The organism is Paracoccus sp. (in: a-proteobacteria) (genome assembly GCF_030536915.1).
Lineage (GTDB): Bacteria > Pseudomonadota > Alphaproteobacteria > Rhodobacterales > Rhodobacteraceae > Paracoccus.
In genome coordinates this window covers 1-13,425 of sequence record NZ_JAUNPC010000076.1, presented here as the reverse complement: position 1 = coordinate 13,425, position 13,425 = coordinate 1, and the positions used below count along the sequence as shown (strand labels likewise).

The 13,425-nt window shown below is 66.0% G+C and carries 13 protein-coding genes and 1 pseudogene; 7 read left to right on the top strand and 7 right to left on the bottom strand.

Going from position 1 to position 13,425, the window contains the following annotated elements; translation table 11 throughout:
• Positions 1–343: 343 nt before the first annotated feature.
• On the top strand, positions 344–997 hold the full coding sequence (locus Q4F04_RS12035; RefSeq protein ID WP_303370064.1) for a cupin domain-containing protein: 654 nt from the start codon (positions 344–346) through the stop codon (positions 995–997).
• Here Q4F04_RS12035 and Q4F04_RS12030 read toward each other — a convergent pair.
• From Q4F04_RS12030 to Q4F04_RS12010, 5 genes are all read right to left on the bottom strand, one after another.
• Positions 994–2,058: a DUF3445 domain-containing protein gene (locus Q4F04_RS12030; protein WP_303370063.1), complete on the bottom strand. Its 1,065-nt coding sequence runs from the start codon at positions 2,056–2,058 to the stop codon at positions 994–996. The two genes, Q4F04_RS12035 and Q4F04_RS12030, sit on opposite strands and share 4 nt — an antisense overlap.
• Positions 2,059–2,067: 9 nt before the next feature.
• Entirely contained in the window at positions 2,068–3,033 is a 966-nt protein-coding gene (locus Q4F04_RS12025) for a PDR/VanB family oxidoreductase (protein ID WP_303370062.1), read from the bottom strand.
• Positions 3,030–3,650, bottom strand: coding sequence for a dimethylamine monooxygenase subunit DmmA family protein (locus tag Q4F04_RS12020; protein ID WP_303370065.1), 621 nt, complete (start codon positions 3,648–3,650; stop codon positions 3,030–3,032). The genes Q4F04_RS12025 and Q4F04_RS12020 overlap by 4 nt, the downstream gene beginning before the upstream one ends.
• A 17-nt stretch (positions 3,651–3,667) precedes the next feature.
• The gene (locus Q4F04_RS12015; protein ID WP_303370061.1) at positions 3,668–4,801 is read right to left on the bottom strand and encodes an aminomethyltransferase family protein; all 1,134 of its coding nucleotides are present in this window, start codon (positions 4,799–4,801) and stop codon (positions 3,668–3,670) included.
• Between the two features lie 153 nt (positions 4,802–4,954).
• On the bottom strand, positions 4,955–6,748 hold the full coding sequence (locus tag Q4F04_RS12010) for an APC family permease (RefSeq protein ID WP_303370060.1): 1,794 nt from the start codon (positions 6,746–6,748) through the stop codon (positions 4,955–4,957).
• Positions 6,749–7,330: 582 nt separating this feature from the next.
• Between Q4F04_RS12010 and Q4F04_RS12005 the strand changes: the two genes are divergently transcribed.
• The 6 genes from Q4F04_RS12005 to Q4F04_RS16045 all read left to right on the top strand — a co-directional run bounded on the left by Q4F04_RS12005 (position 7,331) and on the right by Q4F04_RS16045 (position 12,695).
• On the top strand, positions 7,331–8,227 hold the full coding sequence (locus tag Q4F04_RS12005) for a glutamine amidotransferase family protein (RefSeq protein WP_303370059.1): 897 nt from the start codon (positions 7,331–7,333) through the stop codon (positions 8,225–8,227).
• Positions 8,228–8,231: 4 nt separating this feature from the next.
• On the top strand, positions 8,232–8,993 hold the full coding sequence (locus Q4F04_RS12000; RefSeq protein ID WP_303370058.1) for a GXGXG domain-containing protein: 762 nt from the start codon (positions 8,232–8,234) through the stop codon (positions 8,991–8,993).
• A gap of 10 nt (positions 8,994–9,003) precedes the next feature.
• Complete coding sequence (locus Q4F04_RS11995) at positions 9,004–10,329, top strand: FMN-binding glutamate synthase family protein (protein WP_182790490.1); 1,326 nt, start codon at positions 9,004–9,006, stop codon at positions 10,327–10,329.
• Positions 10,330–10,370: 41 nt separating this feature from the next.
• On the top strand, positions 10,371–11,702 hold the full coding sequence (gene glnT, locus Q4F04_RS11990) for a type III glutamate--ammonia ligase (RefSeq protein WP_303370057.1): 1,332 nt from the start codon (positions 10,371–10,373) through the stop codon (positions 11,700–11,702).
• 14 nt (positions 11,703–11,716) lie between these two features.
• A complete protein-coding gene (locus Q4F04_RS11985) occupies positions 11,717–12,145 on the top strand; it encodes a cyanoglobin (protein ID WP_303370056.1) in 429 nt (142 codons plus the stop codon).
• A 271-nt stretch (positions 12,146–12,416) separates the two neighbouring features.
• Entirely contained in the window at positions 12,417–12,695 is a 279-nt protein-coding gene (locus Q4F04_RS16045; RefSeq protein ID WP_368660725.1) for a helix-turn-helix domain-containing protein, read from the top strand.
• Positions 12,696–12,771: 76 nt separating this feature from the next.
• Here Q4F04_RS16045 and Q4F04_RS11980 read toward each other — a convergent pair whose 3' ends face one another.
• Complete coding sequence (locus tag Q4F04_RS11980; RefSeq protein ID WP_182790493.1) at positions 12,772–13,128, bottom strand: cupin domain-containing protein; 357 nt, start codon at positions 13,126–13,128, stop codon at positions 12,772–12,774.
• A 101-nt stretch (positions 13,129–13,229) separates the two neighbouring features.
• Positions 13,230–13,425: pseudogene (gene purU, locus Q4F04_RS11975) on the bottom strand (formyltetrahydrofolate deformylase); the annotation flags it as partial.

The window sequence follows — 13,425 nt, the reverse complement described above, 5'->3', positions numbered from 1 at the left end:
CCTCTGCGCAAGGTTCCCCCTCTACGACGGGATGTGAGACAAAGGGGCGCGCCGGGGAAAACGGCGGGCCTGTCACATCAGAAGCCACAAGCCCTGCGTCCCGCGGCACCCTGCCGCGGGATTTTTTCACCTGACATGATTTCCACCCTTGGCGCCGATCCCACCAGACCGGCGGCCGACCTGACTGATACGGCAGGACTCTTTCCCGAAGCCGGTGCTGCGTGAGATGTCTTCATCAGGCTCGCGGAACGTCGCCCCCCGCCATGGCGGCTTGACCATGCCTGCCGGAAACGGGAAGCAGGTCGGGACATGCAATAGCGACCTGGGTGCGAGGGGGATGACGATGGCCAAGGTGCGAGCGATCTCCACTGCGCCCAATGCACCGCTCAGCCAGGACCCGCACCGGGTCGGCACCCCCCGCGAAAGGGATCTTCAGGTCGCGATCGGGCGCGAGGTCCGCAGCATCCGCCGCCAGCATTCGATGACCGTGGCCGACCTTGCCCGCAAGACCGGGCTTTCCGTGGGGATGCTGTCGAAGATCGAGAACGGCGTCACCTCGCCCTCGCTGATGACGCTGCAGACGCTCAGCCATGCGCTGTCCACGCCGGTGACGGCCTTCTTCCGGCTTTTCGAGGAACGCCGCGAGGCGCAGCATGTGAAGGCGGGCCAGCATGTCGAGATTGCCCGGCGCGGCACGCGGTCGGGGCACCAGTACAACCTGCTGGGGCACCTGGGGCCGAACCAGTCAGGCGTGGTGGTGGAACCCTATCTCATCACGCTGACCACGACCTCGGACGTGTTCCCCACATTCCAGCATGACGGGCTGGAACTGATCTACATGCTGGAAGGCGAGATCGTCTATCGCCACGGCGACCAGACCTATCACCTTCGCCCCGGCGACAGCCTGTTCTTCGACGCCGACGCGCAGCACGGGCCAGAGGCGCATATCGCCCTTCCGGCCCGTTTCCTGTCGGTGATCTGCTACCCGCAGACCTAGGCGCTGATGGCCTCCGGCTCGTCCTCGGGCCACCAGCCGGGCGATGTCGGGGCGCCGTCGTCATGCCGGGACAGCCATTCGACCAGAAGCGCGCGGTTGCGGGCGAAGCCCTTGTATTCCGCGAGTTCGTCCGGCAGTCCCTTGAGGACGCGGTGCAGACGGCGGCCCCATTTCGGCACCGTGACCAGGTCCTGGAAGCTGATCAGGTAGCAGCGGATGCCGAAGGCGATCGCGTTCGACCGCGGCAGGCGATAAAGGGTCTGCAGCTCGACCCGCAGATGCTGGCGCCTGCCAACGTCATCCATGGTCAGGGTTGCCTTGCCCGGTCCCCACTTGGGATAGTTCTCGGGGCTGGTGTCCAGCAGCGGATCGACCGTCATGGTCCAGTTGAAGCGGCGGACCGGCGCGCCGTGCTGCAGCTTCAAAAGGAACTTCAACGCGCGGTCAAAGATGCCCATGCCGCCCGCCAGCGGAACCGGGGCGTGCCATTCGTGAAAGCTCATCCCGATGTCGAAATCCAGCGACCAGTCGGCCTGGGTCGTGACCATGCCGGCCTCGATCCACAGGTTCTCGTCGCGCTGGTCCTGCAGGGTAAAGTCCCCCTGCGTCTGCCGGGTGATGTATTCCATCGGCCCGCAGGGCAGCGTGGTCTCATCCAGGAAGGTGAAGCTGTCGTCGATGCCCAGCGGCCGGTTGATCCAGCGCCAGCGGTCGCCGTCCTTGTGCAGTTCGAATAGATCGGGATAGTCGCGGGCCTTGGATTCCATGATGAGTTCCAGCAGGTCCCATCCGGCCAGCGTCATGTGCGGCAGCGACTGGCAGCGCAGCGGGTCGTCGGCCAGCACCTGCGCCCGGTCCCGCATTTCCGAGATGTAATGCTCGTCCACGTCGAAGGCATGCTCGAAGATCGAGCCTTTCCGGCCGGGCTCATGCGGCTCGATGTTCACCGAATACATGTAGTCGTCTTCCGGGAAGGGAAAGGGAAAGCGCCTGATCGCCGCGGGCGAGTTGCGGAAGGTGAAGTCATTGCGGAAGGTGACGTCGCTGAACTGAATTCCCATTCTCTCCTCCTAGAGATCCAGGACCAGCCTGCTGCCGGTAAAGCGCGACACGCAGGGCATGATCTTCTTCTGCGAGGCGCGCTGTTCGGGCGTCAGCCAATGGTCATTGTGCTCGATGTCGCCCTCGCATTCGAGGACGTTGCATTCGCATTGCCCGCAGGCGCCGCCGCGGCACAGATAAGGCGGATCGACGCCTGCGGCCTCGATGGCCTCCAGCAGCGACTGGACGGCGGCGACATCGACGGTGATCCCCGACCGCGCCAGTTCGACCGAGAAGGGCTTGCCCACGGGCGGGGCCAGGAACTCCTCGGAATGGATCGCCCCCCTCGGCCAGCCGGCCTGGGCTGCAAGCTCACGGACGGCGTTGATCATGCCCTTCGGGCCGCAGACATAGACATGCGTCCCCAATGGCTGGCTGCGCAGCAGGCGCGGCAGGTCAATGCGGATGTTCTCGTCGTCGTAGTAAAGATGCACGCGGTTGTCGTAGCTGCGCTTCAGCTCATCCCCCAACTGACCGAGCGAGCGGCTTTGAACCCCGTAATGCAGTTCAAAATTGGCGTTGCGACGGTCCATCTGCGCCATATGGGCGATGAAGGGGGTGATGCCGATGCCGCCCGCGATCAGCAGGTGCTTGCGCGCCCGCGCATCCTCGGGGAACAGGTTGACGGGGTAGCTGATCGTCATTTCCATGCCGGGCGTGACATGGTTGTGCATGTAAAGCGACCCGCCCCGGCCGAAGTCGTCGCGCCGGACCGAGATGGAATAGCCCCTCGTGTCCGACGGATCGCTCATCAGCGAATAGGGGTTCAGGCGGCGGGTGCCATTGTCGTCCATCTCGACGACGACATGGCTGCCGCCGGAAAAGGGCGGCACCGGGCTTCCGTCCAGCGGCTCGAAGCGGAAGGTCTTGATCAGGGCGTTGACCGGGATCACCTCCGCGACGCGGGCGTGGATTCTGGGTGCTCCGCTGCTCATGGAAACTTCTCCACCATCTCCGGCACCTGGCCGGGATCTTCTGCGTCTATGTTGACCCCCTGGAAGGCCGCGATCCGGCGCGAGTAATGGTCGCGAACGTAAAGATGCAGGCCGCAATGGCTGCAGACCATCGGATCGGTCGTGACATTCTCGGTGATGCCCTTGCAATGGACGCACTGGACGCGCCGGGCCAGCGAGCCGCGATGCTCGGTATGCACCCCGTCATGGGGATAGCCCACCTTCATCGCCTCGCTCTGGACCACGCCGATCAGCGATTCGGTTCCCGCAAGATAGATCTGCAGGCCCATGTGGGCGTCGGCCAGCGCCTTGCAGATGCGGGGCATCGCCGCCGACAGCGAAGGGCCGCGGTAGAACCGCGCAGCCCCCAGCCCGGCAAGCCGGTCGCCCATGTCGGTGCCGTTGGCGGCCCTGACATAGATGACATGGGCGGTCGGGCGCAGGTCGATCCCCTGCCCGTCCGCCTTGGCGAAGAGGTCGAGCAGCGCGCCGCCCCCCTCGCCATCCGCCACCATCAGATGCTCGCTTCCCGGATGGGGTTCGAGCAGCCCATAGACCGGGCGCGTCGTGATCGAGGGAGGGAATGCGGTGTTCATCATCATGGGATCACCCTGCGTCAGCCCTTGGCGGTGCGCCGCTTCTTCTCGACGTCGTAGAAGGGCATTGAATGGGTCGTCGCGGACACGTCGCCATTGGCGGTCCTGACGGTCACGGTCTTGCCATTCGTGGCGTAATCGACCGGCAGGCGGGCGATCGCGACGGTGTAGTCGTTCACCGGCGAGGCAAGCCCCTGCGTCACCACCCCGATCCTGCGTCCGCCGTCATGGACCTCGGCGCCATTGTCGGGCTGGTTGTCGCTATCAAGCTTGAGGCCCCAGATCTTGAACCGTTCCTTGCCTTTCAGGCGGAAATGCTCCTCGGCGCCGCGGAAGCCCTTGAAGTTCGGCGAGACGGTGAAGTCGAGGCCCAGTTCCCACAGCGTGTCGCCGGTGGAATCGTCGTCGAAGGGGAAGGTTTCCGAGTTGTCGCCCGGATAGAACAGCAGGTAGCTTTCGGTCCGCAGCAGGTCGAGCGTGCCGAACTGCGCGGGAACGATGCCCATTTCCTTGCCTTCTTCCAGGATGCGGTCCCATATTTCCGGCGCGTCCTCGCCCTTGCAGAAGATCTCGTAGCCGCGTTCGCCGGTATAGCCGGTGCGCGAGATCATCACCGGCTTGCCGAACAGCGAGGTCTGGATATGGCCGAAATAGGCGAGGTTGCGGATGCCCGCGACGTGCTTTTCCAGGAAGTCCACGGCCAGCGGACCCTGCAGCGACAGGTCGTGCATGTTGTCGTCGAACAGGACCGCGACGTTCCGGCCCGCGCCCGCGGTGGTCAACTGCTCGGTCCCGAGGCCGGTGCCGTGGACCACGAGGTAGTTGTTCGGGCCCTGCCGGTAGATCACGCAGTCGTCGATGAACTTGCCCGCGTCGTTCAGCATGCAGGCATAGACCGCCCGGCCCGGCATCAGCTTGGCCATGTTGCGGGTGGTGGCGCGCTCGATCACCTGGGTCGCGGCGGGGCCGGTGACATGGACCTTCTTCAGGCCCGAGACATCCATCAGCCCCGCCTTGGTGCGGATGGCCGTGTAGTCGTCGATCATCGGCTTGTCATAGGTCCAGGCGGTGGGCATCCCGTTCCAGTCCTCGAGATTCGAGCCGAGGGCGCGGTGACGGTCAGCCAGGGTCGAGATACGCCAGGAATTGGTCATCGGTTTTCTTCTCCGTGAAGTTGTTGAGCGATTGTTGCGTGGCAAGTTCCCGGAAATCAACTTCTATGTGAAAAATTATTACTCACAGGCAATATTCGGCAAGCCCGAGCCCGGCACCGGCAGGACGCGCCTGCCGGTGCCGGGTCTTTCCGCCTATCCGGGAAGGACGAAGAACCAGTTGGCCCACAGGACCACGGCGACCCCGCCCGCGAGCGCCAGATAGGGCAGGATTCCGGCCCTGCGCTCGCCCAGCTGACCGTCGTTCGACAGCCCGAGGTCATCCAGCGCGGCCTGCGGGAAGATGCCCTTGTCCACGACATAGTGCCGCCAGGCGAAGACCGGGATGATCAGGGCTGCGAAGATCGCCCCGGCCCACAGGGCGTTGGAATAGCCCCAGACCTTGGCCCCCGCCCCAAGGAACAGCGCGTTGACGAAGGCAAGCCCCGTGTTCAGCCCGATCAGCCAGGTCGGGGCCTTCCAAGGCCGCGGCAGGTGGGGCGAATCGATCCGGTGGATCCAGCCCGCGTTCAGGTTGAGGAAGTTGAACACCAGGTAGCCGACGTTCGAGATCGCGAGGACGTAGAAGTATCCGCCCGCGTCCGAGGCAAGCGCCAGCAGGAAGAGGTTGAAGACGATGTTCGTCGCCATCGCGCCCACGGGCGCGCCGTTCCGGTTCACCCGGCTCAGGTAGACCGGCAGCCAGCCGTCCAGCGATCCCTGGTAGAGCGTCCGCGCCGATCCCGCCATCGAGGTCATGATCGCCAGCATCACCGCCAGGATCATCAGCACCACGAACATGTGGACCCAAAGCTGGCTGCCGCCGACCATGCGGGCCAGCGCCTCGCCGATCCCGGTGCCGTCGACGATCCCCGGCGCAAGCATCGCCTCGTGACCGTAGACGCCCTGGAAGGTGAAGGGAATCAGCATGAAGAAGACAATGCAGAGCAGGCCCGAGTAGAAGATGGCCTTGAAGGTATCGGTCTGCGGGTTGCGCAGTTCGCGGGTATAGCAGACCGCGGTCTCGAAGCCGTAGGTGGACCAGGCGGCGATATACATGCCGCCGAGGAACAGGGTCCATCCGCCCACGTTCCATGCGCCCGGCTCGGCCGAATAGGCCGCCGCGGGCGGCACGATGTCGGTCACGTTCGCCCAGTTGATCGAGCCGGTCAGGATCGGGATGATGCCCACGGCCAAGAGCGGGATCAGCACGATCAGCGCAAGCGTCTTCTGCGCCGAGGCGGTCGAGGCGATGCCGCGCCACTGGATCAGGAAGATCACCAGCATGATCAGCGCGCCGATCACGAAGGTGGCGTTGAAATGCAGCGTGCCGAGGCCGGGGATCTGCAGGGCCGCGGCTTCCCAGACGCGGAAGGCGGGGGTCAGCGCCTCGATGGCATTGGCCGACAGGATGGCGTCGATGCCTTCCTGCGCGGTCCGCCCGGCATTGGCCCCCAGCCACTCGACCACGCGCGGGTCCGCGGCGGTGACGCTGCCGATATTCGCCTGCATCCAGTCCAGCACCGGGGCGCTGCCCGCCACGGGGATCGGGAACAGGGCGTTCAGGATGTAGCCCGCCGCGATGGCGCAGCCGAGCGACAGCACCGGGCTCCAGGCGAACCAGTTGCACCAGACGGACAGGGGCGCGACCAGCTTTGAATAGCGCAGCCAGGCCGTCGCGCCATAAACCGAGGTGCCGCCGGACTTGTTGCCGAACAGCCCCGCCATCTCGGCATAGGTGAAGGACTGCAGAAAGCCCATCGTCATCGAGACGATCCAGACCAGGAAGGCCGCCTTGCCGGCGACCCCGGCGATGCCCCCGATGCTGAACAGGACCAGCGGCGGGACGCCGGTGGCGACCCAGAAGGCCCCTTTCCAAGTCAGCGTCCGCTGCAACTCGTGCGGATGCGAGCTGCCCAGCGCCTCCCGTTCCGTGCTGATTAGTGTCATCGGCTGTGGTCTCCATCAGGTGACGCGGGATGCTGGCCTGCGGCGCGGTCGGTGGGATCGGGACAGGTGTGATCGGCAGCCGCCGACAGGCCGGCTGCGCGGGACGCGTCAGGGGTTTCTTGCCGTCGAGGGGGGTCCGTGGCCCGGATGCGCGGGACTCGGAAAGCGCCAGTCCTGGCGATGGCCGGCCATGCGGGCCGGCAAGGAACGTCCCGCGTCCGTCAGGCGGCGGGCGCAGGCGGGTTGCCCCGATGGGTGGGGCTGGTCGCGCCGGGAATGACGCGGCGCGATCGCTTGGGGTCGGGCAGCCGAAGGGCGGTGGCCAAGGGTCTTGGCAGGGTCGGTGCGGGCCGATGATCCGGCCTTCCGTTCCTGGTTCCGACCGCGATCCGGCTTGCCGTGGCAGGCAACTTATTTACCCAAAGGGAATATTGAGGTGCGACAATCTGTCAAGAAAGTTTTTTCTGCCGACGTGCAAAGCTTTCGTTGACCGCCGCCCTTTTGTTACCTCAAGGTGAAAAAAGTTTCATTTCGGTAAGGCGCATCCCTGCCCTGCCCCCTCCTGAAAAGAGGATATCCATCATGTGCGGAATTGTCGGATTGTTCCTGAAGGACCCCGGGCTTGAACCACGGCTCGGCGAGATGCTGACCGACATGCTGATCACCATGACCGACCGCGGCCCCGACAGCGCGGGCATCGCGATCTACGGCCGCGGCGAGCCGGGCCGGGCCAAGCTGACCATCCAGTCTGCCGACCCCGCGCAGGATTTCGCCGGGCTGGCCGAGGCGGTGAACGAGGCCATCGGGGCCGAGGCGCGGGTCGAGGTCAAGGACACCCATGTCGTGCTGACCGTTCCCGCCGAGAAGCTGCAGCAGGCGCGCGAGGCCGTGCAGACGATCCGCCCCGGCGTCACCGTGATGAGCGCGGGCGAGGAGATCGAGATCTTCAAGGAAACCGGGCTGCCCAAGGACGTGGCCGCCCGCTTCGGGGTCGACCGGATGGCGGGCACCCATGGTATCGGCCACACCCGCATGGCCACCGAATCGGCCGTCACCACGGCGGGCGCGCATCCCTTTTCGACCGGGTCCGACCAGTGTCTCGTCCACAACGGCTCGCTGTCGAACCACAACTCGGTCCGCCGCCGCCTCAAGGCCGCGGGCATGAGCTTCCAGACCGAGAACGACACCGAGGTCGCCGCGGCCTTCCTGACCCACAGGATGCACGAGGGCGATTCGCTCGAACAGGCGATGGAGGCGACGCTGACCGACCTCGACGGCTTCTTCACCTTTGTCGTCGGCACCAGGGACGGCTTCGGGGTGATTCGCGACCCGATCGCCTGCAAGCCCGCCGTGATGGCCGAAACCGACCAGTATGTGGCCTTCGGGTCCGAATACCGCGCGCTCGTCAACCTGCCGGGGATCGAGAATGCCCGCGTCTGGGAACCGGAGCCCGCGACCGCCTATTTCTGGGAGCGCTGAAGGAATGAACAATTTCGATTTCGACACCCGCGGGCTGCGCGCCGAGGCCGTGCCGCAGAACAGCATCGAAACCGGCACGCAGGTCTTCGACCTCGAAGCCCGGGGCCTGCGGGCGCTGAACGGCACGCTGCACGCCCTGCCGCCGGATACCAACGAGACAAGCTGGGAAATCGTGAACCCGCGGGGCAGCCATGCCATCGCGGTCGGCGTGAATGCGCCCCTCGACATCACCGTGCGCGGATCGACCGGCTATTACTGCGCCGGGATGAACAAGCTGGCCAGCATCCGGGTCCACGGCTCGGCAGGGCCGGGCGTGGCCGAGAACATGATGTCGGGCACCGTCATCGTCGAGGGCGACGCCAGCCAGTATGCCGGCGCCACCGGGCGCGGCGGGCTGCTGGTCATCAAGGGCAATGCCTCGTCCCGCTGCGGCATCTCGATGAAGGGCATCGACATCGTCGTGCATGGCAGCATCGGCCACATGTCGGCCTTCATGGCGCAGTCGGGCAACCTCGTCGTCCTGGGGGACGCGGGCGACGCCTTGGGCGATTCGCTCTACGAGGCGCGGCTGTTCGTCCGGGGCCGCGTGAAAAGCCTGGGCGCCGACTGCGTCGAGAAGGAGATGCGGCCCGAGCATCTGGAGGCGCTGGAGGATCTGCTGCGCCGGGGCGAGGCCGACGCCAAGGCCCGGCCGGAACAGTTCCGCCGCTACGGCTCGGCGCGCCAGCTTTACAACTTCAACATCGACAACGCATCCGCCTATTGAAGGTCCGGCCATGAACGAGCTTCCGCACACGCCCCCGAAGTATTCCTGGACCTTCTCGCCCGAGGTCAACGCCGACATCCGTCGCGCCGCCGCCTCGGGGATCTACGACATCCGCGGCGGCGGGTCCAAGCGGCGGCTGCCGCATTTCGACGACCTGCTGTTCCTCGGCGCCTCGATCAGCCGCTATCCGCTGGAAGGCTACCGCGAGCGCTGCGCCACCGACGTCTGGCTGGGCACGCGCCACGCCAAGAAGCCGATCCATCTGGATATTCCCGTGACCATCGCGGGGATGAGCTTCGGCGCCCTGTCCGGCCCGGCCAAGGAGGCGCTGGGCCGCGGCGCCTCGGCCGCCGGCACCTCGACCACCACCGGCGACGGCGGCATGACCGAGGAGGAGCGCGGCCATTCGAAGACGCTGGTCTATCAATACCTGCCCTCGCGCTACGGCATGAACCCCGACGACCTGCGCCGGGCCGATGCCATCGAGGTCGTCGTGGGCCAGGGCGCGAAGCCCGGCGGCGGTGGGATGCTGCTGGGCCAGAAGATCTCGGACAGGGTGGCGATGATGCGCAACCTGCCGAAAGGGATCGATCAGCGGTCGGCCTGCCGTCATCCCGACTGGACCGGACCGGATGATCTGGAAATCAAGATCCTCGAACTGCGCGAGATCACCGACTGGGAAAAGCCGATCTACATCAAGATTGGCGGGGCCCGGCCCTATTACGACACGGCGCTGGCGGTGAAGGCGGGCGCGGATGTGGTCGTGCTGGACGGGATGCAGGGCGGGACGGCGGCCACGCAGGACATCTTCATCGAGCATGTGGGCATGCCGATCCTCGCCTGCATCCCGCAGGCGGTGAAGGCGCTGCAGGACCTGGGGATGCACCGGCAGGTGCAACTGATCGTCTCGGGCGGCATCCGCAACGGCGCGGACGTGGCCAAGGCCATGGCGCTCGGGGCCGACGCGGTCGCGATCGGCACGGCGGCGCTGATCGCGCTGGGCGACAACGACCCCGCGCTGGAGGAGGAATACCGCAAGCTCGGCACCACCGCCGGCGCCTATGACGACTGGCACGAGGGCCGCGACCCCGCCGGCATCACCACCCAGGACCCGGAACTTTTCGGCCGGTTCGACCCGGTCCTCGGCGGGCGGCGGTTGACGAACTACCTCAAGGTGATGACGCTGGAGGCGCAGACCATCGCCCGTGCCTGCGGCAAGAATCATCTGCACAATCTCGAACCCGAGGATCTGTGTGCCCTGACGGTGGAAGCCGCGGCGATGGCGGGGGTGCCGGTCGCCGGAACAAGCTGGATCCCGGGGAGGACCGGCTACTGAGAACGCCAACAACAAGCGGGAACGGGGAGGTTAGCGCGAAGATGGCGAAGGATGAGGTTACAACGAAGACACGGGACCTGACCGCCTATGCCAAGGCAAACGGCGTCAAGTATTTCATGATCTCCTTCACCGACCTTTACGGCAGCCAGCGCGCCAAGCTGGTGCCGGCAGAGGTCATCAACGAGATGGTCCAGGACGGGGCCGGCTTTGCCGGCTTCGCCACCTGGCTGGATCTCACCGCGGCCCACCCCGACATGATGGGCGTTCCCGATCCCGAGGCCGTCATCCAGCTTCCCTGGAAGCCCGAGGTGGCCTGGATCCCCGCGAACTGCATGATGGAGGGTCGTCCGCTTGAACAGGCCCCCCGCAACGTCCTGCGCCGCCTGATCGACGAGGCCGCGAAGGACGGCTTGCGGGTCAAGACCGGGGTCGAGCCCGAGTTCTTCCTGCTGACCCCCGCGGGCGACCAGATCGCCGACATCTACGACACCGCGGAAAAGCCCTGCTATGACCAGCAGGCGATCATGCGGCACTATGACGTGATCGCCGAGATCGGCGAATACATGATGCAGATGGGGTGGGAGCCCTACCAGGCCGACCACGAGGACGCCATCGGCCAGTTCGAGCTGAACTGGAAATACGACGACGTGCTGCAGACCGCCGACAAGCTGTCCTTCTTCAAGTTCATGCTGAAGTCGGTGGCCGAAAAGCACGGGCTGCGCGCGACCTTCATGCCCAAGCCCTTCAAGGGCCTGACCGGGTCGGGGATGCACGCCCATATCTCGGTCTGGAACCTCGACGGGACCGACAATGCCTTCGCCGATCCTTCGCATGAACTGGGTCTCAGCGAGCAGGGCCATCACTTCCTGGGCGGGATCATGACCCACGCCTCGGCCCTGGCGGCGATCACCAACCCGACGGTCAACAGCTACAAGCGGATCAACGCGCCGCGCACGAGTTCGGGCGCGACCTGGGCGCCGAACACCATGACCTGGACAGGCAACAACCGCACCCACATGGTCCGCGTTCCCGGACCGGGGCGGTTCGAGCTGCGCCTGCCTGACGGCGCGGCAAACCCCTATCTGCTGCACGCGGTCATCCTTGCCGCCGGCATCGACGGCGTGCGCCGGAAACTGGACCCCGGCCCGCGCTGCGACCTGGACATGTACACCCAAGGCCACACCGTCACCGACGCGCCGAAGCTGCCCTTGAACCTGCTGGACGCCCTGCGCGCCTACGAGGCCGACACTACCCTTTGCGAGATGATGGGACCCGGCTTCTCGAAGGCCTATGTGAAGATGAAGCACCGTGAATGGGACAGCTTCGTGTCCCATTTCTCGCGCTGGGAACGGGAGCACACCCTGGACGTCTGAGATGGAGGAAGGCGATGCCCTCGGTTTATGACGAGATCGGCGGCTCGCCCGCCCTGCGGGCTCTGGTCGCGCGGTTCTACGACCTGGTCGAGACCGATCCGCGCGGCGCCGTCATGCTGGGCCAGCACCTGCGCGGCCACGGCATCGCCCATGTCCGCGAGGAACAGTTCGCCTTCCTGTCGGGCTTCCTGGGCGGCCCCCGCCTTTTCGCCGAGCGGCACGGCCACATGAACCTGCGCGAGTTGCACGACCACCTGCCGATCCGCCCGCAGGAGGCCGAGGACTGGCTGGCCCTGATGGATCGGGCCATCGCCGACACCGGCTTGGCCGGCGGCGCGATAGAACGTGCCCGCCCCGCCCTGCGCCGGGCGGCGCTGATGCTGGTCAACCGGCAGGCCGATGCCGGGACCGAACTTGAGACAGCGCAGGCTTCGGACCGGTAGAAGGACCGCTGCAACTGAGGGCTGCGCCGTGCCGGCGGCATGGAAGGCGCGGGTTTTGATGAGGAAGCCTGCCTTGCGGGCTTCTCTGCAGTGACGGCTCGACCTGCGGTTCGGGTTTCTGGGGGTCCGGTTCGGACGGCCCCGCAGAACAGGCGCATCAGGCGGCGGGGTTCAGCGACTGGTTCATCCATGCCTGCCTGCGCCTGCGCGGAGCGGACAGGCAGGGCTGGTCAAGCAACATGGCATCCATGATCCGGCGCTGCAGGAGGTGATGGAACCGCATATGGCCGAGCGGTCAGCCCATCAAGCCGGGGTCATTGCCCGGCAATTGCGGCACCTGTTCCATCAGCCCTCAGGGCCTTCGGCCCAGCGGTTCTGGCTGCGCCTGCGGCGGGCCAGGATCGACGAACTGCTGCGCCGGACGCGGCTGGCCGTGGCCGGAGTGGCCGCGCCTTGCGGCTTTGCCAAGGCAGCGCGTTTCCCCCTGTCATGCAAACCGGAAGCAGCGAGGCCCCAACGGACCGATGCCGTCAGGGCCGGGGGCGGCTGATCCGCAGCCGTCGGGCGGGGACCAGCCGCAGGCCATCATCGCGCCGGACAGGACCGGGGCGATGGCCCGGCTCGTCCTATTTCGCGCGGATGGCGAAAAGCTTGCGGACGGTTTCCTCGGTCTTCCAGATGCCGTCGAAGCCGGCCTCGACCAGGAAGGTGTCGCCGGCGACGTAGGTCTTCGGCTCCTGGTCCTTGTCGGTCAGAACCGCCCTGCCCTCGAACATGTGGATCAGTTCATCGACCTCGTACTTGACGCGGTAGCTGCCGGGGGTCGCCTCCCAGTAGCCGGTCAGGTACTTGCCGTCGTCGGACTGCCGCTCGATCCAGGTCTTCATGGTCGGCGAGCCCTCGACCGGCTGCCACCAGTCCAGATCGGTGGTGATCGGCTCCACATTCGGTTTCTGGTAGCTGCCGAACTTGATGATGGCCATGGTGATGCTCCTTTTCTGCGTGTTGCCCGGGTGCCGGGCAGTCATGTGTCCGCCCGCGCCAGCACCGGCACGGGCAGACAGGGATTGATCTGTCGGGGTTGTCAGCCCATGCGTTCGCTGGAATAGGAACTGGGCGAGGCCGGGAAGACCACCGTCTTGTTGCCGTTCAGGAAGACGCGGTGATGGGCATGGGCGTGGATGGCGCGGGCCAGCACCTGGCTTTCCACGTCCCGGCCGAGTGACACATAGTCCTCGGGCGATTGGGCATGGGTCACGCGGATCGTGTCCTGCTCGATG